Origin of the sequence: Salegentibacter sp. T436, assembly GCF_001932675.1 — a bacterium.
GTDB lineage: Bacteria > Bacteroidota > Bacteroidia > Flavobacteriales > Flavobacteriaceae > Salegentibacter > Salegentibacter agarivorans.
This window is the reverse complement of record NZ_CP012872.1, coordinates 1,385,816-1,409,496: the sequence shown is the minus strand read 5'-3', so window position 1 is coordinate 1,409,496 and position 23,681 is coordinate 1,385,816. Positions and strand designations below refer to the sequence as shown.

General features: G+C 38.0%; 19 protein-coding genes and 1 tRNA gene. 1 reads left to right on the top strand and 19 read right to left on the bottom strand.

Annotated features, from left to right (window positions below):
- Positions 1-9: 9 nt before the first annotated feature.
- The 13 genes from AO058_RS06265 to AO058_RS06205 form a co-directional block, all read right to left on the bottom strand.
- Positions 10-369, bottom strand: a complete 360-nt coding sequence (locus AO058_RS06265) for an STAS/SEC14 domain-containing protein (RefSeq protein WP_057482985.1) — start codon at positions 367-369, stop codon at positions 10-12.
- Between the two features lie 26 nt (positions 370-395).
- Positions 396-818: a Fur family transcriptional regulator gene (locus tag AO058_RS06260; RefSeq protein WP_057482984.1), complete on the bottom strand. Its 423-nt coding sequence runs from the start codon at positions 816-818 to the stop codon at positions 396-398.
- A 24-nt stretch (positions 819-842) separates the two neighbouring features.
- Entirely contained in the window at positions 843-1,172 is a 330-nt protein-coding gene (locus AO058_RS06255; RefSeq protein ID WP_057482983.1) for a P-II family nitrogen regulator, read from the bottom strand.
- Positions 1,173-1,267: 95 nt separating this feature from the next.
- Positions 1,268-2,518 carry an efflux RND transporter periplasmic adaptor subunit gene (locus AO058_RS06250; protein WP_173636774.1) on the bottom strand — a complete coding sequence of 417 codons (1,251 nt, stop codon included), beginning with the start codon at positions 2,516-2,518 and terminating at the stop codon, positions 1,268-1,270.
- Positions 2,519-2,540: 22 nt separating this feature from the next.
- The gene (locus tag AO058_RS06245; protein WP_075325750.1) at positions 2,541-6,974 is read right to left on the bottom strand and encodes a CusA/CzcA family heavy metal efflux RND transporter; all 4,434 of its coding nucleotides are present in this window, start codon (positions 6,972-6,974) and stop codon (positions 2,541-2,543) included.
- 138 nt (positions 6,975-7,112) lie between these two features.
- The gene (locus AO058_RS06240; protein ID WP_225573949.1) at positions 7,113-7,439 is read right to left on the bottom strand and encodes a DUF6660 family protein; all 327 of its coding nucleotides are present in this window, start codon (positions 7,437-7,439) and stop codon (positions 7,113-7,115) included.
- 347 nt (positions 7,440-7,786) lie between these two features.
- Positions 7,787-7,859, bottom strand: a tRNA-Met gene (locus AO058_RS06235).
- A 52-nt stretch (positions 7,860-7,911) separates the two neighbouring features.
- Positions 7,912-8,265 carry an STAS/SEC14 domain-containing protein gene (locus AO058_RS06230; protein WP_075325749.1) on the bottom strand — a complete coding sequence of 118 codons (354 nt, stop codon included), beginning with the start codon at positions 8,263-8,265 and terminating at the stop codon, positions 7,912-7,914.
- 81 nt (positions 8,266-8,346) lie between these two features.
- Positions 8,347-8,529 carry a CPXCG motif-containing cysteine-rich protein gene (locus AO058_RS06225; RefSeq protein WP_075325748.1) on the bottom strand — a complete coding sequence of 61 codons (183 nt, stop codon included), beginning with the start codon at positions 8,527-8,529 and terminating at the stop codon, positions 8,347-8,349.
- 3 nt (positions 8,530-8,532) lie between these two features.
- On the bottom strand, positions 8,533-9,867 hold the full coding sequence (locus AO058_RS06220) for a TolC family protein (protein ID WP_075325747.1): 1,335 nt from the start codon (positions 9,865-9,867) through the stop codon (positions 8,533-8,535).
- Positions 9,851-13,057 (bottom strand): efflux RND transporter permease subunit, encoded by a 3,207-nt coding sequence (locus AO058_RS06215; protein WP_075325746.1) that lies wholly within the window; start codon positions 13,055-13,057, stop codon positions 9,851-9,853. Before AO058_RS06215 ends, AO058_RS06220 begins: the two co-directional genes overlap by 17 nt.
- Positions 13,054-14,196, bottom strand: coding sequence for an efflux RND transporter periplasmic adaptor subunit (locus AO058_RS06210; protein ID WP_075325745.1), 1,143 nt, complete (start codon positions 14,194-14,196; stop codon positions 13,054-13,056). The genes AO058_RS06215 and AO058_RS06210 overlap by 4 nt, the downstream gene beginning before the upstream one ends.
- Before the next feature lie 60 nt (positions 14,197-14,256).
- Positions 14,257-16,176: an ABC-F family ATP-binding cassette domain-containing protein gene (locus AO058_RS06205; RefSeq protein ID WP_075325744.1), complete on the bottom strand. Its 1,920-nt coding sequence runs from the start codon at positions 16,174-16,176 to the stop codon at positions 14,257-14,259.
- A gap of 107 nt (positions 16,177-16,283) precedes the next feature.
- Between AO058_RS06205 and AO058_RS06200 the strand changes: the two genes are divergently transcribed.
- Positions 16,284-16,670: a DUF983 domain-containing protein gene (locus tag AO058_RS06200; RefSeq protein ID WP_075325743.1), complete on the top strand. Its 387-nt coding sequence runs from the start codon at positions 16,284-16,286 to the stop codon at positions 16,668-16,670.
- Here the strand turns inward: AO058_RS06200 and AO058_RS06195 are convergent.
- From AO058_RS06195 to AO058_RS06170, 6 genes are all read right to left on the bottom strand, one after another.
- Positions 16,667-17,722, bottom strand: a complete 1,056-nt coding sequence (locus AO058_RS06195) for an NAD(P)/FAD-dependent oxidoreductase (protein ID WP_075325742.1) — start codon at positions 17,720-17,722, stop codon at positions 16,667-16,669. The two genes, AO058_RS06200 and AO058_RS06195, sit on opposite strands and share 4 nt — an antisense overlap.
- A gap of 99 nt (positions 17,723-17,821) precedes the next feature.
- Positions 17,822-18,715, bottom strand: coding sequence for a type IX secretion system ring protein PorN/GldN (gldN, locus tag AO058_RS06190; RefSeq protein ID WP_075325741.1), 894 nt, complete (start codon positions 18,713-18,715; stop codon positions 17,822-17,824).
- Positions 18,716-18,728: 13 nt separating this feature from the next.
- On the bottom strand, positions 18,729-20,273 hold the full coding sequence (gldM, locus tag AO058_RS06185) for a type IX secretion system motor protein PorM/GldM (RefSeq protein WP_075325740.1): 1,545 nt from the start codon (positions 20,271-20,273) through the stop codon (positions 18,729-18,731).
- A 54-nt stretch (positions 20,274-20,327) separates the two neighbouring features.
- Positions 20,328-20,990 (bottom strand): type IX secretion system motor protein PorL/GldL, encoded by a 663-nt coding sequence (gene gldL, locus AO058_RS06180; protein WP_075325739.1) that lies wholly within the window; start codon positions 20,988-20,990, stop codon positions 20,328-20,330.
- A 47-nt stretch (positions 20,991-21,037) separates the two neighbouring features.
- Entirely contained in the window at positions 21,038-22,402 is a 1,365-nt protein-coding gene (gldK, locus tag AO058_RS06175) for a type IX secretion system lipoprotein PorK/GldK (RefSeq protein WP_075325738.1), read from the bottom strand.
- A gap of 115 nt (positions 22,403-22,517) precedes the next feature.
- On the bottom strand, positions 22,518-23,678 hold the full coding sequence (locus AO058_RS06170; protein WP_075325737.1) for a formimidoylglutamase: 1,161 nt from the start codon (positions 23,676-23,678) through the stop codon (positions 22,518-22,520).
- Positions 23,679-23,681 lie beyond the last annotated feature (3 nt).

Sequence of the window (23,681 nt, the reverse complement as noted above, 5' to 3'; positions counted from 1 at the left end):
TTAACTTTTTTAATGATTTCCTTTCTCCATCCATTCCTTGGCCAAATGTTTTTCTTCAAGGCTAAAGAATTTAATATGTGCCTTTGTAAAGGGTATCAAAACTTCGGTAAACTGTTCCTGCCATTTTGTAATTCCCACCAATGCAACCTTTTTAACGCGTTCTTCATTCGGAAGTTTCAGTTCAATGCCCTTCCAATACGCACTTGCAGTCCACCCCTCAAAATTTTCCATTTCAATATACCAGTATACTTTATGGTTTGCCTGTATATGGTTTTTTAATTGAGATATCAAATTGTCATAATCGGTAGCATCCAATCTATTTTGAGCTACCATATATACCTTGTTTTCTTTTTTATAAATTTTCATCATTGTTCCAATTTTTTAAATCAAAAAACTTAATCCAAGTCATTGCTACATTTCTCACAGACTCCCTTAGCCACCAGATTAATATCCTCTGCCACGTAACCTTCGGGCAGATTTATCTGAGGGATTTTATGTTCTGTAAGGCACACGGTTTCCCCGCAACTATTGCAATGAAAATGTAAGTGAAGGTCGTTACCCACCTCGCATTCACAATTGTCTTCACACAGGGCATATTTAATGATGCCGGTGCCATCCTCAATTTGATGCACAATTCCTTTTTCTTCAAATGTCTTCATAGTACGGAAAAGCGTACTCCTTTCCGAGCTTTCGAAATCTTTCCCAAGGTCGCCTAAACTAATGGCCACATTCAATTGTGCCAACCGTTTATAGGTCATCAGGCGCATTGCCGTAGGGCGGATGCCTTTGCTTTCTAACTTTTTTACTATTTTTTCCATTGGGCGTAAAAGGGTTTAGAAAATTTAACGCTTTAAGGATTCCCCGGTTTTTATCTTGAAAGCATCTTCAATGTCAGACAAATAAATGATGCCATCACCTGGATCCGGTGTTTTCCCGTTTTCCAGGATGATATTGATAGCCGATTGTGCTTCTTCATTTTGACATACCAGTTCTAACTTTACCACCGGGCTGTCGGTTACACGGAAATCTAAAGAAGGTGATGCGCCTTTTGCTTTAAATGCTCCGGTACCTTCCCCCTGAGACAGCGTCATACTTTTGAATCCGCTTTCGCTAAGGGATTCTATCACTATTTGAACCCGTTTTGGCTTTATAAATGCTTTTATTTCTTTCATTACTGTGGTTTTAATTTAGTATTAAGGATGAACCCTCTGGAATTTTAATCAAGACAAACATTTAACAGAGAGTCCATCCATCTATTTTTTTTAATTTAATGACCATGGGAAGTCTGGCTTTTCTGCATTTCAGAGACCAGATAATAGGCATTATTATAAGCAACCAAAGTACCTTCAGGCAGAGGCTCCAGCAGTTTAATTTCAACCCAACCATCTTCAGTTATTCCCGTTCTTACCTGCACCGGTTTCAATTCCCACTCGGTTTCACCATCTTCCTGGTGTTTTTGGGCCGTAAAGATGTAGGGATTTCCTTCTTCTTCAATTATTGCTTCTTCCGGTAAGGCAGGAACAGCTTCTTCACCCGTCCTGATTTTTCCGTTTATATACATCCCCGGAATTAGAAAATCTTCTTTATTATCGATTTCTGCATGCACATGTACCGCTTTGGGGTTTTGTTCAAATTGTTTCCCCACTGAATAAATTTCCCCGGTTAAATTACTGCCTGGAACCGATTCCAGTGTAAACGCAATCTTTTGGCCTTCTTTCACCTTATAAATATCTTTTTCAAAAACCATTAGATCGGCATGAACATGTTCATTATCAACTACCATAAACATGCTGGTTTGCGGCTCCACATACTGTCCTATCTGCACCAGTACTTTTTCTATATAACCTCCAATTGGGCTTACTACCGGAATATATTCATATAATTCACCGTCTCTAACCTGGGAAGCATTTAGGTTTAACTGGCGTAATTGTGATTCGTACCCCCGTACTTCACCTTGTACAGACTGGTAATCGGATTGGGTCTGTTGAAAAGTTTTTCCAGATCCTACCTCTGCTTCATATAAACGTTTCTGTCTTTCAAATTCCTTTTCCAAAAATTGCATCCTACTATATGCATTAATATAATCAGACTGCATTCTGGTTAAATTTGGGTGAGAAAGATAAGCCAACACCTGACCTTTATTTACCTTATCCCCCTCAATAACCTTTATAGAAGTTATATTACCGCCTAAAATTGCCGTAACGGTAGCTTCATATTGTGGCGGCACTTCTAACTGGCCATTGGCTTCCACAATACCGGACAAAGCTTTTTTAGGTAAGGTATCTACTTTGATGCCCAAACTATTGAATTTCATCTCTGAAAGATGTACTGAACGCATCCCGCCTTCTTCTTCACCGTGTTCTTCATCTCCTTCCTCACCGTGATTTTCACCTTCTTCGGTATTAGTAGTTGCAGTTTCACTGGAAGCGTCATCCCCTTCCTCAGGATTTTCTTTACATCCAAAGAATATGCTGAGCGTTAAGGCAAGCATTAAAATATTTATTGATCTTGTATTCATATCGATTTTCTTATTTTAATTTTTAATTTGAATTCTTAAGGTAATATTCCAGTTGGTAACGGCTGTCGAGATAATCGTTAAAAGCACTCCAGGCATTTACTTCGATTCTAATGGCATCTCTTATATTTTGAAGGAAGGTTACGTAATCTATAGCACCTTCCTTAAATGCTAATACCGACCCATCCTGTTGTTCCTGTGCTAAAGGAAGCGCTTCATCCCTATAATAATTCCATGAGTTTCTCCATTTGATGTAGTCTTCCCGCATATTTTTATAGGCGATTTCCAGTTCGAGTTTATCCTGGTAAAAGTTTTGCTCTGCAATCTTTCGATTCACTTGTGCTTCCTGGGTACGGCCTAATTCCGGCCCAAAAAACAGTGGAATTTGAATTCCTATTTGATATTGAAAGAAACCCGATTGCCCGGCTATTTCCTGCCTACCGTATTGACCCTGAAATTTGGGCAAAAATTCAGATTTTCGTTCTCTGGTAACCGCTTTTGCCACGTCAATTCTTTGTTCTGAAACCTGTAGTAAGGGATGATTTTCAAGAGACTCTACCAGAAAGTTTAAAGGTTCATCCAATGCTTCAGCAGGCAAATCTGGTACATCGTAAATTGTGTCACTAACAAACCATAGGTTTAAGCGCTGTATTGATTTCAGATAATCTCGATAAGCTTGTTCTAACTGTATTTTCACCTCATTCCCCTGATTTGAGGTGGCAAGATATTCCAGTTTAGAGGTAGCTTCTGTCTCATACCTGATTCTAGCCGCCCTTTCAATATCTTCGAAAATAGAATCCATTTTCTTATATACCTGATACCTCTTTTTACTTGTATAAACAGATGTCCAGGCCCTGCTTACTTCACGTTCAATTTCAATAGTAGATAGCTCTAAGGCATTTTCAGCAAGTGCCACCCTTTCTTTCTGTAGTTTTAACCGGGGCACTATTCCGAAAATATCGATGCCTTGTTGTTGGACGCCAATTTGGGTATAGATCCCATCAGAGCCATTTCCTACTTCTTCTTTTCCTGTAAAGATTTGGGTGTTTCCAAAATCAAAGGCGGTTTTGCGCAATACTTCCTCACTTTCAATTTCGAGCTGGGCAGCTTGGAGCTGTGGAAAATTTTTGATTGCCATTTCTTTTGCATCCTCCAAACTAATTGTTTGTAAAGAATCCTGTTGTGAATATTCAGATGACATTGCATCAGATTGTGCATTTACAGAAAAGGTTCCGCCTAAAACTAAGCCAATTATCAAAATCGTAGCTAAAGATCGCGAATTGGAAGAACCTAGTTTATTCTGTTCTTTTTTCTCTCGTTTTCTTTCTACAAGGGTATATAGTACTGGTAATACAACCAGCGTAAGCAGTGTAGCTGTAAGCATCCCACCTATAACCACCGTAGCAAGTGGTTGTTGAACTTCTGCACCGGCTGATGTGGAAAATGCCATTGGTAAAAAACCGAAAATATCTGTTGTTGCTGTTAACATAATAGGTCGTATTCGTTCTTTGGTTCCTGTAAAAATTCTATCTTTTATACTGGTTACTCCTTCTTCTTTTAAAGAATTGAATCTATTTATTAGTACCAGCCCGTTTAAAACTGCAACCCCGAATAATACAATAAAACCTACCCCAGCAGAAATACTGAATGGCATTCCCCGCAACCAAAGGGCAAAAACACCTCCAATGGCAGCGAGGGGTATGGCTATATAGATCATGACAGATTGGGAAAACGATTTTAGGGCAAAATATAGAAGAACAAATATCAAGAAAAGGGCAATGGGTACAACAATTATCAAGCGGTCCTTAGCACTCTGAAGATTTTCGAATTCCCCCCCATAAGTTATATAATACCCGGGAGGTAATTCTAATTCTTCATCTAATCTTTGCTGAATATCATTAACGACTGACTCTACATCCCTTCCCCGGGCATTTACACCCACATAGGTTCTTCTGTAGGTATCATCTCTCGAAATTTGCATAGGGCCCGGAACATATTCGATATCTGCTATTTCTTTTATCGGTACCTGAGTTCCGTCGGGAAGATCGATATACATTCCACGCAAGTCATCAATATTCTTTCTATGTTCTTCATCAAATCTTACTACTAAATCGAATCGCTTTTCTCCTTCAAAAATGACTCCTGCGGTTCCTCCCGCAAAAGCAGTACTTATATAATCATTTGCTTTTTGGATATCCAGGCCATATTGAGCAATTTTATCACGGTTAAATTTCACGGTCATTTGTGGCAGCCCAGATGTTCGTTCAGGATTAACATCTCCTGCTCCAGGTACGGTCTGGATAATATTAGCCATTTCCTGTACCTTTTCCGACAACACCCCCAGGTCCTCTCCATATAGTTTAACCGCAATATCTTCTCTAACCCCCTCTAATAATTCGTTGAACCTTAATTCTACAGGTTGCGTAAACACAAGGTTTACCCCAGTAAGTTCTTTATTGAGTTTTTCCTTGATTTGCGCTATAAGTCCTTCTTTAGTTTCAGCGGTTGTCCAATTATCCTTATCTTTTTCAAGAATCAGGTACATATCTGCGATATCCATCGGCATTGGATCTGTTGGGATGTCCGCTACTCCAATTCTTGCTGTTGCTGTTTTAATTTCAGGAAAATTTTCTAGAAGGATATTTTCTATTTTTTTGGAAACTTCAATAGACTCTGTTAATGAACTTCCTGGTCTGATTAAAGCCTGCATTGCAATATCCCCTTCATCCAGTTGAGGCACAAATTCTCCTCCCATTCTGGAAAAAAGGAAACCGGCTAATACAAGTAGAACAGCAGCAGCACCTACAACAATGAGCTTCAGTTTTAATGCCCCTTTCAGTAAAGGCATATATACCCTTTGTATTCCACCAATTATCTTATCACTTATCCTTTCCAGCCAGCGTTCAAACCTTCCAAACCAGTTCTTTTTATTCTGAATGGGTTTCATAAATAGGGCAGACATCATAGGGACATAGGTAAGGCATAAGAAAATAGCACCTATCATGGCAAAACCGAAAGTGTACGCCATCGGCTTAAACATTTTACCTTCTACCCCCGTAAGAAAAAGTATAGGCGTGAATACAATAAGAATTATAATCTGTCCAAAAAATGCGGAACTCATCATCGTGCTCCCAGCATCATAGGCTACTTCATCCATTTTAGCCTGATTGAATTTCACCTTGCCAGATCTTATCCGTTTTTGTATTTCATACACGGTTCCCTCGATGATAATCACTGCACCGTCTATAATGATTCCAAAGTCAATAGCGCCCAAACTCATTAGATTGGCCCAGACATTGAATTGTTTCATTAAAATAAAAGCAAAAAGCAGTGATAAGGGAATAGTGGTAGCAGTAATAAGTCCACCTCTTAGACTACCTAATAACAATACCAGGGCAAAAATCACTATCAATGCACCTTCCAGTAAATTTGTTTTAACAGTATCGGTTGTTCGTGCTATTAATTCACTCCGATCAATAATTGGCTCTATGGTCAAACCTTCAGGAAGTGACTTTTCAACTTCTGCCATCCTATCTTTAACATCCTGAATTACGGCATTGGGATTGGCGCCTTTTAACATCATTATTATCCCGCCTACGGCTTCCTCTCCGTCTTGAGTGAAAGCTCCGTAGCGTACCTGATTTCCAAACTGAACATCTTCCGCAACATCTCCAATAGTTATCGGAATAGAATTTTCGGTAGTAATAGCAATTTTCCTTATATCCTCCAGTGAACGGATTAAACCTTCACCTCTAATAAAATTTGACATTTTATTTTTCTCAATATAAGCTCCACCGGTATTCACATTGTTTCGGGCCAGCGCCTCATAAACCTCAGAGATACTTATACCCATACTGTTTAATTTCTCAGGATTGATTGCTACCTCATATTGTTTTATGGAGCCTCCAAAAGAATTTACTTCCACCACACCTTCCAGCAAGGTAAGTTGTCGCTTGATTATCCAGTCCTGAATAGTTCGTAGTTCCATGGGAGAATATTCAGTTTCGTATCCCTCCTTTGGCTTTATGGTATACTCATAAATTTGACCCAATCCGGTTGAAATAGGTCCCATAGCAGGACTTCCAAATTTATCGGGAATGGTTTCTCCCAATTCATTAAGTTTTTCCTGTACTAGTTGACGAGGGAGATAAGTTCCCATATCATCTTTAAAAACAATAGTAACTACCGAAAGTCCAAACCGTGAAATAGAGCGAATCTCTGTAACTCCAGGTAAATTACCCATCGAAAGTTCTACGGGATAGGTTACAAATTGTTCAATATCTTCTGTGGCAAGATTTGGCGACTGGGTGATCACCTGAACCTGATTGTTAGTAATATCTGGCACCGATCCCAGGTTGACGGTCATCATGGACCAAATACCCGTCCCTATCAGCGCTAAGGTAAGTAGTCCAATAATAAATTTATTATTAATGGAAAATGCGATTATCTTATTAATCATATAAATAAAAATTTAATTCAGTTAAAATTCTTGATAATAATTTTGTGCCTAACAAAATCTATCAATAGGACCAAGGATCTAGTATGAGAACCAGGATTTGGTCAAAAAAGGATATAATTATCCTTTAAAAAAACTGAATTAAACTTTTGGAGGATCTAAAAAGGAAAGAATAGGTTCTTCCACTGAGCTGTCAAAATGGACAAAGGCTTTTGATGGAATTTCAATAATCAAAGCCTTGAAATTTGAAGAACCGAAATCTACTGTATGCACATGGCAGCAATGGCAACTACAAAAAGGAGGGCATAAATCTGCTACTTTATCATGTGAATAGTCGATATCTAAATTCTGCGTAGCAACCACTGTTACTTCTGAATCAGAAATCACTTGTGAAGTGTCACTATCATTACAGGCTAATAAGTTAAGCCCGAATATATATAGAGATAATATGACAGCGATAATTTTCACACTACAAAGATAAAAAAAAATCAATGCACAGATTGTGCAAAAAGAATAGGAACAGATTTCAAAAGGTTTATCACATAATTTGATAATAATTTCAATTAAAAAATTACCAAGATCTTATACTGAAGAATTAGAACATTGTTTTTTAATAAGCTATTTAATGAAATAGAGAATTATACAAATCCTTCAAATTACTAAGTTACACTTCGAATGAGATAGGAAATATCCCCAAATAATGTTAATTAACATTATTTTCTATTCAAATTTGGCTTTCCAAAAATGTTGTACCTATGTTGTACCCAGTCCATAAAAAAAGGCCTTACATTTCTGTAAAGCCTTGTCATTGCTAGTAGCGGGAACTGGACTCGAACCAGTGACCTTCGGGTTATGAGCCCGACGAGCTACCTACTGCTCTATCCCGCGATATCGACTGCAAATATACAGTCATTTTTTGTTTCTCCAAAGCTTTTTTCAATTAAATCATTACCCAATTCATAGCCTTCATTCTCTCCTTTTTTTTAAACGCTTCTACATCTGCCGGAACAATAAAATCTTTTATTTTCATAGATTTCTTAAACATCTTATCATCAGTAACAATAGCTATTTTTTTTAGATCTTCAGGATGTGAAAAATGAAATTTTACTGCCTTAAAAAAACCTCCCAGTGAGATTCCTTCATCAGATTCATCCTCTAAATAAAGACATATTGGCCTTATTTTTTCTAAACGATTTTCTATTTTTGAAAGGATGTCTTTCATTTTTTTGTGATCAATTTCTTCTTTAATCATGAAACCGACAACATGATCGGCAAACTCAAAAGTTTTTTCCATTGGGCTATAGAATGGTTAGTATATTCCCTAAGTTAAAAAAAGAAAATGAATTTGGAAGTGGATGAAAAGTAATTTAGAAGCTTACTGTTCAATATTCACGGCCTCATAAGATGTTAATTCTCCATTCTCAAAAGAGACACGTATTTCTATAGGGTTACAGCAATTCTCGCAGTCTTCAATATAGGTTTGACTGCTAACCGATGGATCTAGAAGTACAGAAATTTCTTCCCAGCAATAGGGACATTGAAAAAAGTGTTCAAACATAAATTACAATTCAATATTCAACAATTGGCCGGTGAGCTGTAGTAACTCCAATTCAGCAATCTTTGCATCATATTTTGCGAGATTAAGACTCGTTCTTGCATCCAGTAAATTCACCTGGGCCTGTCTAAATTCAATAGAAGTAATTCTTCCAAGGTTAAATTGTTCCTGGGAACGTTCAAAATTATCCTGGTTTGTAGCTACGTTTTCTTCCTGAACCCTTAAAATATATAACCGGTTTTCATAATTTCCCAGAGCATTAGCAATATCCCTCCTAATTCCCAGAGCTACCTGTTTCTTTTGCAACTCCTGGTTCTCGTGGGTTATTTTAGCATTCTGAATTTGCACAGAAGTAGTACCACCATCAAAAAGATCCCAGGTTAAACTTACACCTCCAGAAATACCATCAGTAGTTTGGCGGCTTCCGGGAAAGAAAGCTGTTGCAGCACTTCTATTAAAATTCCACCCATAAGAGCCGTTAAGATCTATAGTAGGCAAATAACCAGATTTGCTAATTTTAATATCGTATTCTGTAATAGCCAAATTTTTATCCAGCTGAAGCAAGGAAACGTTATTCGTTTCGGCTTCATCAATATAGGCTTCTAATTGTAATTTTGGAATAAAAGTAACCGTGGTATCTACCTCAAAATCCTTGTTCATTATTTGTCTATCTACCAAAACATTTAAATCTCGTTTGGTGTTATCCAGTTGTTGACGGGTTTGCAGCAGGTTCACACTATCGTTATTTACATCTACCCTGGCATTAAGCACCGCCAGGTTATTACTCTGCCCGTAATCGAACTGGTATTGTGCCCTTGTTACACGATCTTTTGAAGTTTCCAGAACATCTTTTAATACTTCAACATTCTCGCTTAGACGTGCAATTTCATAGTAAACGGTTAACAACTGAAGCATAGTATTTTCTATGGTTTCCCGCGCCTGTAGTTTAGACAAATCGTATTGTTCTTTTAAACTTTTGTAGTTGTAAAACCTACCCAAACCATCAAACAAAGTGTAATCTAAATTTATAGATGCATTATAAGAATTGCTTTCTATACCTTGTTGATCTAGGGGTTCACCTTCTTCAGGCTCAGTAAGCCTGTTGTTAAGATCGTACCCGGCACCTGCTCGCCCGGTTACCGATGGTAAATAGCCAGAATTAAGGATTCCCTGATTGTTTTCGGAGATTTCCACATCGTTATTAGCCATTTTAATACCGTAATTACGCTCTAACGCGAGTGCTATAGCTTCTTCCTTGGTTAAGACATTTTCTTCCTGGGCAACCATACTACCCATACAAAAAATAGCGACCACAAGTATTAAATTAACCGATCTCCCCATGTGCTTTTTCTTCTTTTTGTTCTTTAATAGCTCTTTCTACTTCTTCGTGTGTCACTCTGTTTCCGCTGGCGAGCCATTTTCCACTCACTTTAATATTATTACTGATAGATAGAAGTAATGGCAAAAGCAGTAAGGTTAGTATTGTAGCAATAGCGATTCCATAAGAAATAGAAATTGCCATCGGTTTTAAGAATTGCGCCTGCCTGCTTTTTTCAAGTAGTAATGGTGCCATTCCCGCAATAGTGGTAAGCGAGGTTAGAAAAATAGCCCTAAATCTTGCCCGGCCGGCTTCGTAAAGTGCATCGTTAAACTTCATCCCGTCTCGCAGGTTTCCGTTAAACTTACTTATAAGTACCAGCCCATCATTCACCATAATTCCTACTAAAGCAATAATTCCTAGAGCTGAAAGTACATTTACCGGAAAATCGTGAATCCAGTGTCCCCACGCAACCCCAATAATACTAAAGGGAATCATTATCATTAATAATAAGGGCTGGCTGTAACTTCTAAAAGTAAAAGCGATTACTGCATAAATAAGGAATAACACCACCGGTAATACTCCCTTAGCGGAATCGGTTAGCTTGTTGGCTTCCCTGTTTTGACCTTCATAAGAAACCGATAAACTGGGATATTTTGCAAGTAAATCGGGCATTACGTTACTTCTGATGTCTGCTAAAATTTCAGTAGAACTTCCGTTGGGATCTTCCATATCTGCACTCACCCTTATTTCCCGAAGTCCGTCCAAATGGCTTATAGATTCGGTACCGCGCACAATATCATAATTTGCAATTTCATTAAACGGTACACGCGCGCCATCTGGTGTTGTTAATCGCATATCGTCTAGATCGTTTATAGAGGAACGATTCTCAAGATCGTAGCGAACCCAAACCCTAATCTCATCCTGGCCCCGCTGAAAACGCTGCACCGGAGTTCCGAAAAAACCGTTTCTCACCTGGCGCATCACTTCACTAAGATCCAGGCCAAGAGCATAAGCGTTTTCTTTCAGTTTAATATTAATCTCTTTTATACCCTGCGGATCGTTATCCTTAACATCTTTTAAAAGCGCATTATTTTCAAAATTATCCTTTAGTTCCTCTTTTGCTGCTTCCAGTTCCTGGAGGTTATTCCCCAATAAAGACACCGAAACCGGATCTCCTCCAAAATTACCACCAGAGCCAAAAGTAAGGTTCTCTACACCAAAAACAGGCCCTACTTCATCCCTAATAGCATTTGTAATTTCTGGCGATCCAATGTCTCTTTCTTCTCCGGGCAGTAAATTTACCTGTAGAGAAGCTTTATTATTTCCGGGGCCAACTCTTTTTATAGTATTTTCTACAACTTGTTTATTTCCGCTTTGGCGGCTGCTAAAATCTTCATTTACGCGCCAGGCAGCTGCTTCAACCATAGAAATAATGGAGTCTGTTTTTTCGGGATTCACTCCTTCAGCCATTAAAAGATCTATACTCACCCTGTCACTGGCGATACTTGGGAATAAGGTTATCCTAATCCAGTTGCCACCAATTGCTCCAATGGTTAGAATTAAAACAGCAACCAAAATTCCTAAAGAAAGCATTTGTTGTTTAAGCACAAATTTTAATACGGGGCTATAAGATTTATCTCTTAAATAGCTCATAACCTTATCCCCGGTGCGGTTTACTACCCGCATTTTAACAAAGAACTTAGCCAGGCCAGTTTTCTTGTTATCTTCTTCAACATTCCGGGCTTGTAATGCTTTTGAATGAGCAATGTGGGCCGGTAAGATAATAAGTGCTTCTACCAATGAAACCACTAAGGTAAGGATGACCACTGTAGAGACTTCGCCAAAAAATTCACCAATTCTACTGTCTAAAAATAAGAATGTTGAAAAGGCTAATACCGTAGTTAAAATAGCAGAAATAATAGGAGGAATAACTTCCATGGTACCATCTAAAGCTGCCTGAACGGGAGTTTTCCCCATTTCGTAATGCTGATAAATGTTTTCACCAATTACAATTCCATCATCTACCAGGATCCCAATTACGATAATCATCCCGAATAAAGAAAGTACGTTTATAGTTACCCCAAACTGGCCAGCAAACATAAACATTCCCAAAAATGCAATAGGAAGCCCAAAAGCCACCCAAAATGCCAGCCTTGTATTTAGAAAAATCGAGAGGAATAATAATACGAGAAATATTCCCATTGCTCCATTTTCCAGAAGTAGCTGGGTTCTTTGCCCTAATGTAATTGAAGAATCTGATACTACATCCAGACGAATATTACTGCTTTTCGCATTATAATCTTTTACGTATTCTTTTACCTTTTTTGCAGCCGATAAAAGGTCTTCATTATTGGTATTGCTTATCGCAACATTTACAGCAATATTACCATTGAAATATGAAGAGTTAGAAGTTTCACCAAACTGATCCCTAACTTCGGCCACATCGCTTAAGCGGGTAGTTTGACCGGTAGCTGAAGATCTTATAACCAAATCGTTTAAAGCATCAGCATAATAACTACGGCTGTTTGCCCTAATTAAATAATCTTCTGCTTCGGTTTTAATAGTTCCGCCGGTACTTAAGATATTTGCTGCACCAACGGTTCTGGCAACTTCTTCAAAAGTTAGGTTATAAGCTAAAAGATCGTCCTGGCTAACTGCAATTTCAATTTCTTCTTCGGGAAATCCAGAAATTTCTATTTGCGAAATTCCGTCAAGCTGCCTTAAATCGTTCTCTACTTGCTCGCTAATACGTTTCAGCGTGACTAGCGGCACGCCATCGCCGCTAATAGCAAAACTAATAGATGGGCGCACTCTTTCTTCTTTAGAAACCACTAAAGGCTCCATTCCGCCAGGAAAAGTAGGCACGCGGTCTACCGCGTTTTTTACTTCGGTGAGCATGACATCTATATCTTCGTCCTGCTCTATTTCTACTGTGATAGAACCGCCACTCTCCCTTGCTGTAGAAGTTACTCGTTCTATACCTACCAGGCCTTTAAGATTATCTTCAATTTTGAGAATAATCCCTTCTTCAATCTCCTCTGGAGCTGAACCCGGATAATTTACACTAATATTGATGATGCGCGATTCTTCTAAAGGGAAAAAGGAAGAATTTAAGCTGAATACGCCTACCAGGCCAAAAATTACAAAAGCGAGGATTACCACATTAACGGCTACCTCATATTTTATAAAATAACTAATTAATTTTCTCAAAATTCCTCGGCTTTAGCAGTATCTTTCTCTTCCTGTATTTGCACTTTCATTCCAGGATGTGCGCCGGGAACAGGGGCCGAAACAAGCTTATCGCCATCTTCAAGGCCTTTTATCACCACTTTATTGCTTGAAAAATAAACAGGATTAATTTCTTCTAAAACCATCACACTATCTTTTACCACGTAAACTTTAGACCGGTCTACCAACAACTCTCTGGCAATCTCAATGGCATTATCTTCATCACGAGCATCTAATTTTGCTTCCAGGTACATTCCTTCCCGAATATCTGGATCTTCAATTCTTATAAAAACCTGGATGGTTTGTGAGGCGCGGTCTACCCTGGCATTTATCCTGCTTACAGTACCTGTGTAAGTTTGATTCCCGTCAAGATCCTGGAGCGCTACATTTTCTCCGATTTTTAATAAATCTGAAAACTTTTTCCCAACAGCAACTTCAAGTTCGTAAACCGAAGGATCTATAAATTCGCCAAGTTTTTGACCGGGTCTTACCAAAGTTCCCGGGTTAACGGAAGCTTCAGTTAAAACTCCATTAAATGGGGCAACTATATTGAATTTTCTAAGGCGTTCTTCCAGGTTCTTTATTTCGTAATAAGCCGATTGGATTCCGCGGCCGGTAATAAAATATTTTTCTTTATCTGAATCTGGCTCAGGCAAAGGTTTGGTTGTACTGTTTACATCAAAATTATTCAGGTAATTTTGCCATTTCTGAAAAGAATCTGGATAATCCATTCTAAGATCGGGCATAATGGAAGTGATATTATTGAATAATTCACTTTTAGCCGAACGCACACTTGCAGCATATTCTTCTGAATTAATACTTAATAGCACCTGGCCTTTATTATAACGCTGCCCGGGTCTAAAATCTTTACTGCTGTACTGGAAAATTCCTTCTACTTCAGAAAAAAGCTCCATTTTTTTAAGCGCGGTAACATTACCATTGGCGGGAACTATTATGGGAACCCTTCGGTTTTCAACAGTTTCTACAAATACATTTTTTACCACTTTGGTAGTCTCGGGAACTTCTTTCACATTACTATCAATAATTGCTTTTGCGCCAAAAACTGCTAAAACAATAAGTAACACTCCAAGTATAGAAAGTATAATTTTGCGTTTATCCATGTGTGTAAGACACCTATTTGCCCAATTGGTTTAATTTAAACTTGAAATTATAAGAATTGTTTATGCTAAACTATCCAGGCTTTCCTGAATTTCTTCCCATTCTTTCATAAGAGAGTTTAGCTCTTTTTTCTTTGTTTTATACTTCTCCAAATATCCTGGTTTCGCTGCAACTTCCTCGTAATTTGTAGCTAATTCCATATCACGCGTTTCGAGTTCTTTTTCTAACTTAGTGATTTTAGATTCGGTATTGCTTAGTTTATTTTTTAAGGATTTTACCTTTTTCTGGTCTTTGTAGGCTTTTTTGTTGTTAGAACCGGCAGCATCCTTTTGCACTTTGGCTGCTTTATCTTTTTTCTCTACACTACGCATATCTTCAAGCTTACGCTGCTCTAAAAAGTAATTGATATCGCCCAGATATTCCTTTATTTTGGTATCCTTAAACTCATAAACTTTATTAGAAAGTCCTTGAAGAAAATCCCTGTCGTGAGAAACAATTATTAATGTTCCCTCAAACCTATTCAAAGCTTCTTTTAATACGTTCTTAGATTTAATATCAAGATGGTTGGTAGGCTCATCCATAATAAGCACGTTAAAGGGCTGTAGCATTAATTTGCAAAGCGCCAAACGGTTTCTTTCACCACCAGAGAGTACTTTTACCTTTTTCTCTACTTCATCTCCTCTAAAGAGGAAGGAGCCCAACATATCCCGAACTTTGCTTCGGTTTTTTTCGTTAGCAGCATCAATCATAATATCGTGAACGGTTTTCTCACCGTCCAGGTAATCGGCTTGATTTTGCGCAAAATATCCTAACTGAACATTGTGACCCAGTTTTAAATGTCCTTCATAAGGAATTTCATCAATAATAATTTTGGCAAGCGTAGTTTTACCCTGCCCGTTTTGACCAACAAAGGCAATTTTGCTTCCTCGTTCTATTAAAAGGTCAATATCTTTTAAAACCTGATTATTACCATAAGCTTTGCCAATTCCCTCTGCTTCTATAACCACTTTCCCAGGTTGAATAGAAATAGGGAAACTCACATTCATCACCGCGTTATCATCTTCATCTACCTCAATCCGATCTATTTTATCAAGTTTTTTGATAAGCGACTGTGCCATTGAAGCTTTTGAAGCTTTCGCCCTAAATTTATCGATGAGTTTTTCGGTTTGCTCAATTTCACGTTGCTGATTTTTCTGTGCGGCCAGTTGTTGCTCTCTTAATTCCTCTCTAAGCACCAGGTATTTTGAATACGGCTTATTGAAATCGTAAATCTGGCCAAGCGAAATTTCTATGGTTCTATTGGTAACATTATCCAGGAACATTTTATCGTGCGAAACAATAATCACACAACCTGAATAATTATTAAGGAAATTCTCCAACCAGATAATACTCTCAATATCCAGGTGGTTGGTAGGCTCATCCAGTAACAGAATATCGTTATTTTGAAGTAAAAGTTTAGCGAGTTCTATTCGCATTCTCCAACCTCCCGAAAAAGTTTCGGTAAGTTTACCAAATTGTTCCCGTTGAAAACCAAGCCCAAGTAATACTTTTTCGGTATCACCTTCGTAATTATACCCGCCAATTATTTCGTAAGTATGTGTAATCTCACTTAAATCCTGAATAAGCTGTGTGTAAGATTCACTTTCGTAATCGGTTCTGGTTGCTAATTGATGGTTAATTTCATCAATTTGCTTTTCAAGTTTCTTTATTTCAACAAAAGCTTGTTGCGCTTCTTCTAAAACACTGCGACCCTGTTCAAAATCTATATCCTGCTTTAAAAAACCAATATTCAGTTCTTTATCACGCGCAATCTGCCCACCATCGTATTCCTGCTCGCCGGCAAGAATTTTAAGCATTGTAGATTTTCCGGCACCATTCTTTCCTATTAAACCAACGCGATCTCCCGCGCCCAGTCTAAAGGTTATTTCTTCAAAAAGATATTCTCCGCCAAAAGAAACAGAGAGATTATGAATATTAAGCATTTGTTGATTTTATTTTTGCAAATATGCCTAAATTTACAACGTGAAAAAAATATGTTTACTCCCAATCTAAAGCCACAACGAAACTTATAACCCCTTGATTATCAATTATGGAATTTTTAAAAGGAACCAAGCTTTACAGTATACTTACAGGAACCTGCCCTGTTTGTCACGAAGAGAGTATGTATGTTGAAAACAATCCTTATAAATTAGGACGTATTTTTGAAATGCACGAGCACTGTTCTAACTGCGGAACAAAATATAAAATAGAGCCTTCTTTCTTTTTTGGAGCTATGTATGTAAGCTATGCGGTAGGCATCGCATTTTCTGTAGCTGCATTTGTGATTGCCTATTTCTTTTTTGGAGGTGGATTAATGACCTCTTTTTGGGCCATAATAGGAACGCTTGTGGTATTTATGCCTATTATTATAAGGCTTTCCAGAAATATCTGGATTAATTTCTTTCTTAACTACAAACCCAATGCGGGAAAACGCTAAGCCTCATAATATTTCTTATTGAATCTTTGTAAATCTATTTCCTGCGGAAGCTGAACATTTTCTTCAATAAAACTGATTAATTGTTCTGAAACCATTGGGGAAATAAGCACGCCTCTACTGCCAAATCCATTGCAGCAATACAGGTTTTTATATTCAGGATGCCTTCCCAACATTGGTTTGCGGTCTTTGCTGGCCGGTCTAATTCCTGCCGACTGGTCTACAACTTCAAACTTACAGGTAATTAACTTTTTAATTTTATTTTCCAGGTCTTCCCGCGCAGTTTTACTGGGTTGCGGATCTGTATCCTTGTTGTTATAAGTGGCCCCAACTTTATATAAATTATTCCCTAGCGGAATAATAAAAACCGAAGACTTTACTGCTTCTTCCAGTTTTAATTCTTCTGAATAAATAGTGATATATTCCCCCTTATTTCCGCGTAGCGGAAGGTAATTAAAGAAAGGATTATGTTGCATTCCAAATCCTTCACAAAAAACGATTTGTTTGGCTGAAACTCCATTATAGTTAACGGAATCTTCATTAACCTGAAGCGCCGAATAATCAAATCTTTCAAATTGAATTTTGTTATTATTTTTTAAATAATTTCGGTATTCTTTTATGAGCACATCGGTATCAATTACCCCGGTTTGCCGAACCCTTCCAAATGAGTATTCCGAAGGAATGCAAGGATTAATATTTTTAACCAGTTTTGTATCTAAATATTCGGAAAGTAAAGGTTTATCTGCCGCTTCAAACCAGTTATTTTGCTCTTCAGCTGAAAAGAATTTTCTATAAATTTCTACAGGATAAACGATCTTAGCCTGTAATTTTGTTTCCATTTCTTTATAAAACGGAAGTGCGATTTTCATTTGCTCATTCGCATTCCAGGCCAGGGTAAAACGTTTAAGAATTACCGGGTTAAACAGCCCACCGGCAACCAGGGAAGATTTTTGAGAATTATCTTCAAAAACTACAAACTTCTTATTTCTGTCTTCCAGCCTTTGACTTATTGCAATTCCGCTTAGGCCTAAACCAACTACTATATAATCTAACATAGTTTAAAATTAAAAATTTATAGTTAACCTCCCTATTAAAAATGAAAAAGCGCTCCATAAGGAACGCTTTTCTAATAAATTTTGAAGCTTTTTAAGGAATTAGTAATTCCACATATCCAGCTCAAAGTTTCTTATTTGCTCTTTAATACGCTGGGCTTCTAAAAGTTCCATAAACGCATTATCTACAATGTATTCATCAATTTCACGATCTCCATAAACGTTATCTTCTTTATAGATCATCCCATCAAATCTTCTGGAATTCAGTAAATGATCAAAGGTGACGGTTTGCGCCGAACTACTGCCGGTAAAGGCTTTATTATCATGCAAAACCTGCCTGGCATCGGGAAACCAAACCCAAAATAATTCTACCAGATCGGTTTGACCAGAATCTATAAAGTTTACATCGGGAGCTACGGGAGCTATACCGAGTATTCTATACTTCAATTCTGCCTGGCGTTTATCAAAATACCACATTCCACGAATATGATATTCTGCGATATCAGCGGCACTTAAATCCCGCCTATCTATAAATTGTTCCTCAACCTGTTCCCCGGCATTATACTGCTCAATTCCAAGATCTGTAGTATCTACTTTAGATAAGGTTGCTTCAATATCCTTAAGGGTTCTCTTTTCTTTAAAGTAAGAATCGGCATAAATGTTTTGAATTTTACCACTTTTAATAGCAGAAACCAAAACATCGTACAGGGCCCTACGGTTATTCCCAATATTATTAGTATCTATTGGGTAATACAATGGGAAATTAACCCTTTCATCAAGATCTATTTTTTCCCATACGTTTTTAGACCATAATACATCACGATCTTCAATGTATCCATATTCAAGTGGTTTATCATTTATATCACTTTGAATCTGGGCTTCGGTTTTCCTGCCAATATCTTCAGGGTCTTTAGCGTTTAAAATATTCGCCTGCCCAAAAGATGTTATTGTGAAAGAAAACACCAAAGCATTCAATAAAAATCCTCTCCAATTCATCTTCTAAATTTTATTAATTTGTTAACTCTATAACAACCGGAGAAACTTTCTTCAGTTTATATCCAGAGTTACCAGAGATACCCGCTTGAATATCAAAAATTTGCACAGATTCTCCTCGTCCTGCTCTTCTTAGAGCAGCTTTTGCTCTATCGTCTAACCTACTACCATTAACCTGAATAGTTGGTTGTCCCGGTACTTTAAAACTAAATCCTGTTACGTTTAGATCAAGATTGAAATCAAAATCTGGAAGTGTTGCACCAATAGTAGAAACTTCTAAACTATTACGTTGCATTTGCACCGATCCATCTTCTCCCCTAACCGTACCTGCTGGTCTTGGAATATCTTTAATTCTAAATGTTTTGCTATCTGAAACGGTTTCTCCACCGGGAAGCTTACCACTTACATTAATTGCTACTTCTCTAGCCTGTAAATTAGTAACGTTCATCACGTATTGTCCCGCACCACCAGCTGGTGAAAGTCCTGGAGCCTGAGCACTAATACTACCTACACCAGGAATAGAAATCGTCATTGGGTTTTGAACCCCACGATAAAGTACATTCATTTTATCGGCAGAAATAACTGCTGAATTAGGCTTTGGAATAACAGCATAAGAACTATTAATAGGGATTCTCACAATTGAGTCACCTTCTTTAAACTGAAGCTCTCCGTTAATTTCTTTTTCACCTACATTACCTGCAGGGAAGTCTAACATAACCTGTCCCGCCTGTGTGCTTTCTACCTTATTGCCGTTTATAGTAACATTTTCAAACTTTAAAGTAGGATCTACACGACCTAAAACTACTTTACCTTTAAAGTTTTCACCACTAAAAAAGGCAGTTTTGTCTGGCACTACTATGGCCTGATAATTAGTTAAGGAAACGTCACTTTGCAATTGCCCTTCAAGCATTGAAGACAAAATATCGTTTTCTGTTGTTCTAACATCAGATTGTATCTGAGTTAATTTTGTAAGAGAAGCAATTAACGGAAATCCCTGATAGTTATACATCAACCAGGGTTGAGTTACATTCTCGTTATTAGTTACTTCTTCCGTAGAAAAATCGTTAGCTACTTTACTTCTAATCTGCGGAAAACCATCTCCCAGAATATTAAGTACTTCATTTCTATAATTATCTATTGCAGCCACAAATTCTTCTCCCCTGGGAGTTACTCTACCACTTGCAAAAAACAAGTTATTTAGTTTATCTGCGCGATCCATAGACTCATAATTGGTCCTTTCCTCACCTTCATAATCGGCTAATAATTCATCTTTAAGATTACCTACCGTATTGTATAAATTATCTGAAAGCACACCAATTTGTTCGGCTTTAGCTTTTAATTCTTCATATTTTGCAGGTTGTTCTTCGGCTTTGGCGGCTAAACCGGCCATTGCCATATCATTACGTTGAGATGTAGTAGCATTAGATTCCTCAAGGTCTTCATTCATTTGACCAAAGGCTGTCAATACTTCCTTAGACATATTTAGTGCCATCATTGCGATGAACACCAGATACATCAGGTTAATCATCTTCTGTCTTGGGGTTTGTTTTCCAGACGCCATGTGCTAATTAGTTTTGTTCTTTAATAATTTAAGTTTTCAGGGGTAATAAATTCACTAATTAGTTGGCACACCACTGCGGGTACCGTTCATAGCTGTAAGCATACCTCCATAAACTCCGTTTAAAGAAGAAAGGTTAGCTGCAAGAGATCCCATTTCCTGGTTTAATTTACCGGCATTTTCTGCAACCTCCTGGTTGATTTCTGCCTGGCGTGAAGCTGATTCTACCTGAGCTTTATAAATATTATTTAAGGTTTCCATTTGCGTAGCTGCAGTAGTAAGCTCTTCGCTGTATTTCTTTTGAGAAGCCATAGCATCTACAGTAGGAGCAATTCCTTTTGCCGCTCCTTCAAAATTACGGATACTGTCTCCAAGACTGCTCATTAGATTAGCATCTATCTTAGCTTCTTTAAGCATTTCATCTAATTTCTTAGAAAGTTGGCCCTGAGTTTCTTTGTCTTCCTCAATTACTGTTGCGCTACGTCGAGTTCCTTGTCCACCGGCTAATTCAGGGTAAACTAAAGACCAGTCAAGGTCGTCATCTGTAGGTTCAAATGCTGAATATGCGAATACAAGAGCTTCTACAATAAGCCCTGCAATAAGCATTGGGTTTGCTCCAGGCCAGTGCATAATTTTAAAAAGTGCACCTAATATTACAACTGATGCACCTAAACCGTACACCATGTTTGTTATTCTCTTACTTGTATTTGATTTTGCCATAATAATAAAATAGATTTAGATTTTCTACTGGTTAAATAGGTTGTTAATTATCTGTTTGGTTGATTTAGGGTAACATCTGTTCCGAGGTAATCCTGAACTGTTCTAAAGCCAATATAGCTTCTTGCAGAATCTGCATATTCATAATCTCTTGAACTTACCTGAAGGAAATAAGCTACATCTTTCCAGGAACCTCCCCGAACTACTTTTCGCATATCGTCGGGATTATTAACCGTTGGGTTCATTGAAGACATATATTCATAAGAAGCGGGATCGTAAGACGAATCTACCCACTCTGCCACGTTTCCGGCCATATTATACAAACCGTAATCATTTGGATCGTAAGATTGGGCTTCAACAGTATAAAGCGCCTGATCTGCGGCGTAATCCCCTCTTAATGGCTTAAAGTTGGCCATAAAACAACCACGGTCGTTTTTGGCGTAAGGACCTCCCCACGGGTAAGTAGCTCCTTCTAAACCACCACGAGCTGCGTATTCCCATTCACCCTCGGTTGGTAAACGGTATGAAGGCACGTTGTGCTCACCTTTTTCTCTTCGGTAATAATTATGATATAAGGTTCTCCATTGAGTAAAAGCCCTTGCCTGTTTCCAGGTAACTCCTACTACAGGATAATCGTCAAAAGCACTATGCCAGAAATAATCATTATGCATAGGCTCATTATATGAATAGTTGAAATCTCTTATCCAAACTGTAGTATCGGGATAAATTTGAATTTCTTCTCTTTTTATATAATCACTTCTATTTCCTTGCTTTTTAGCTGCACCCTGCACATCCATCCAGGTATAAGTGAACTTTAATTTTTCTACATCTATGGTACGCTGGCCGTTATAAACTTCTTCCATGGGGATATACATCATATCCATAACCTCCGCATAATATACATCTGGATAATCTTCTGTATCCCAAATAATATCAATATCCTTATTTAAACGGCGGTTCTCGTAGGTGTCAGATGGGCCACCCTGGCCGTAGGTATTCAGCATATATTCTTCATAAGGCGTCATGTCACCTTCATCGGCATCCATAAAAGCGTAATCTCCAATTCCGCCTGAGCCTTCTGCTTCGCCCATGTTTTCAGCCATAATTGCTAATTCGGTTCTAACAATAGAATCCTTTACATCATTAACAAATTGACGGTATTCGGCATTGGTAATTTCGGTTTCATCCATATAGAAAGAACGCACGGTCACCGTTTTAGGCGGGGCATTACGTTGGCCTGCGATATCATCATCAGACTTTCCCATTATAAATGAACCTCCAGGAATTAATGTCATCCCAAGTGGTTTCTCCGGATTCCACTTCTCCCCTTTCGCACCAACCAGCTGTCCACGATCTCCACGCCCACAGCTTGAAAGCAAGGCCAGAACAGCTATTAGCGAAATAAATTTCTTCATAGTTTCTCTTAGGTTAAGACATCTCAATTTACGGCAGTAAACCTATCTAATTATTTTTTAAAAAACAATATTTTAGGTAAAAATACAGTAAATACCAAGAATGCCTGAAATTATTTTAAACTTCGTTTTTTCTTTTTGCTTTATACCATCTTTCTGGAATTACCTGATTACAAGCTTCCAGGTAATCTTCCTCACTGCAAGGTAATAACGTACTCCTTTTTAATTTAGTATCTACATGTTCAAGAAACGGAATCTCTATCCACCACCTCCCGCTAACAGGACTTTTGTAGAACACTAAAACCTCATCATCTATAGGAACCTGATACTTTATAAACTCTTTTTTTGCCGAAATAGTATTTTCGTTAGTCCGGTAATTTACCCCTTCGGCAAAATACCACATCATTTGTGCCATTAACATGGCGCCCAAATTCCCGAATTTTAAATTATCATATTCATAAATCCCGAAAGAGCTTACTTTGTCGCTAATCCCCGCATATCGTGAAAGCGCACAAATTTCCTTCCCATCAAATCCATTAGGGGAAGCAATATCACGAGAACCCGATGAAGGTGCACTTACAGCTGCTAAATCTATAGCCACCATATTTGCATCTCGCATTACCGGTTCTACTAATTTTATATTATTACTAACTTCTCCTAAACGATAAGCGTCAAAAAACAGGCGCTCCATTAATTCTATTTCATCTTGCGAATTAAAATAGGTTTGATAGCCAATATTGGAATAATTAAATAAATTATAAGGCTGATTAACCACTATCTTACCCACGTAAGAGCGATTGCCTATAGGGTTTTCGGCATCCCCTAAATCAAAACGGCTATCTATATTTACAAGATTCACCATTTGATCTAAAGTATCGTAAGCCCGGTATTGTGCGTAAACCAAATCCTGACTTCCGCCTAAAAGCACGGGAATCAAATCTTTTTTCACTAATTGCGCCACCAGGGTTTGCACTGCAAAATAAGTATCTTCTACAGTCTCGCCTTTTTCAATATCCCCCAAATCGGCAATATTAATGTGCCAGTTTCCCGGGAATAAACTATAAAAAGCCTTTCTTACATCTACAAAATCAAGAAAGTCTATTTCTTCTCCCAGCCGGTTTTCTTTAATACCCACCACTGCCATTTGTACGCCATCTAAATCTGGCAAACCGTGAGAGGCGGTATGTTTTTTTACTGAATTTCCCAGGGAATGTTCACCAAAACCGGCAATTTCCCTAAGCAACTCTTCAGAAAGGGGACTCAGAAAATCTAAATCCATATA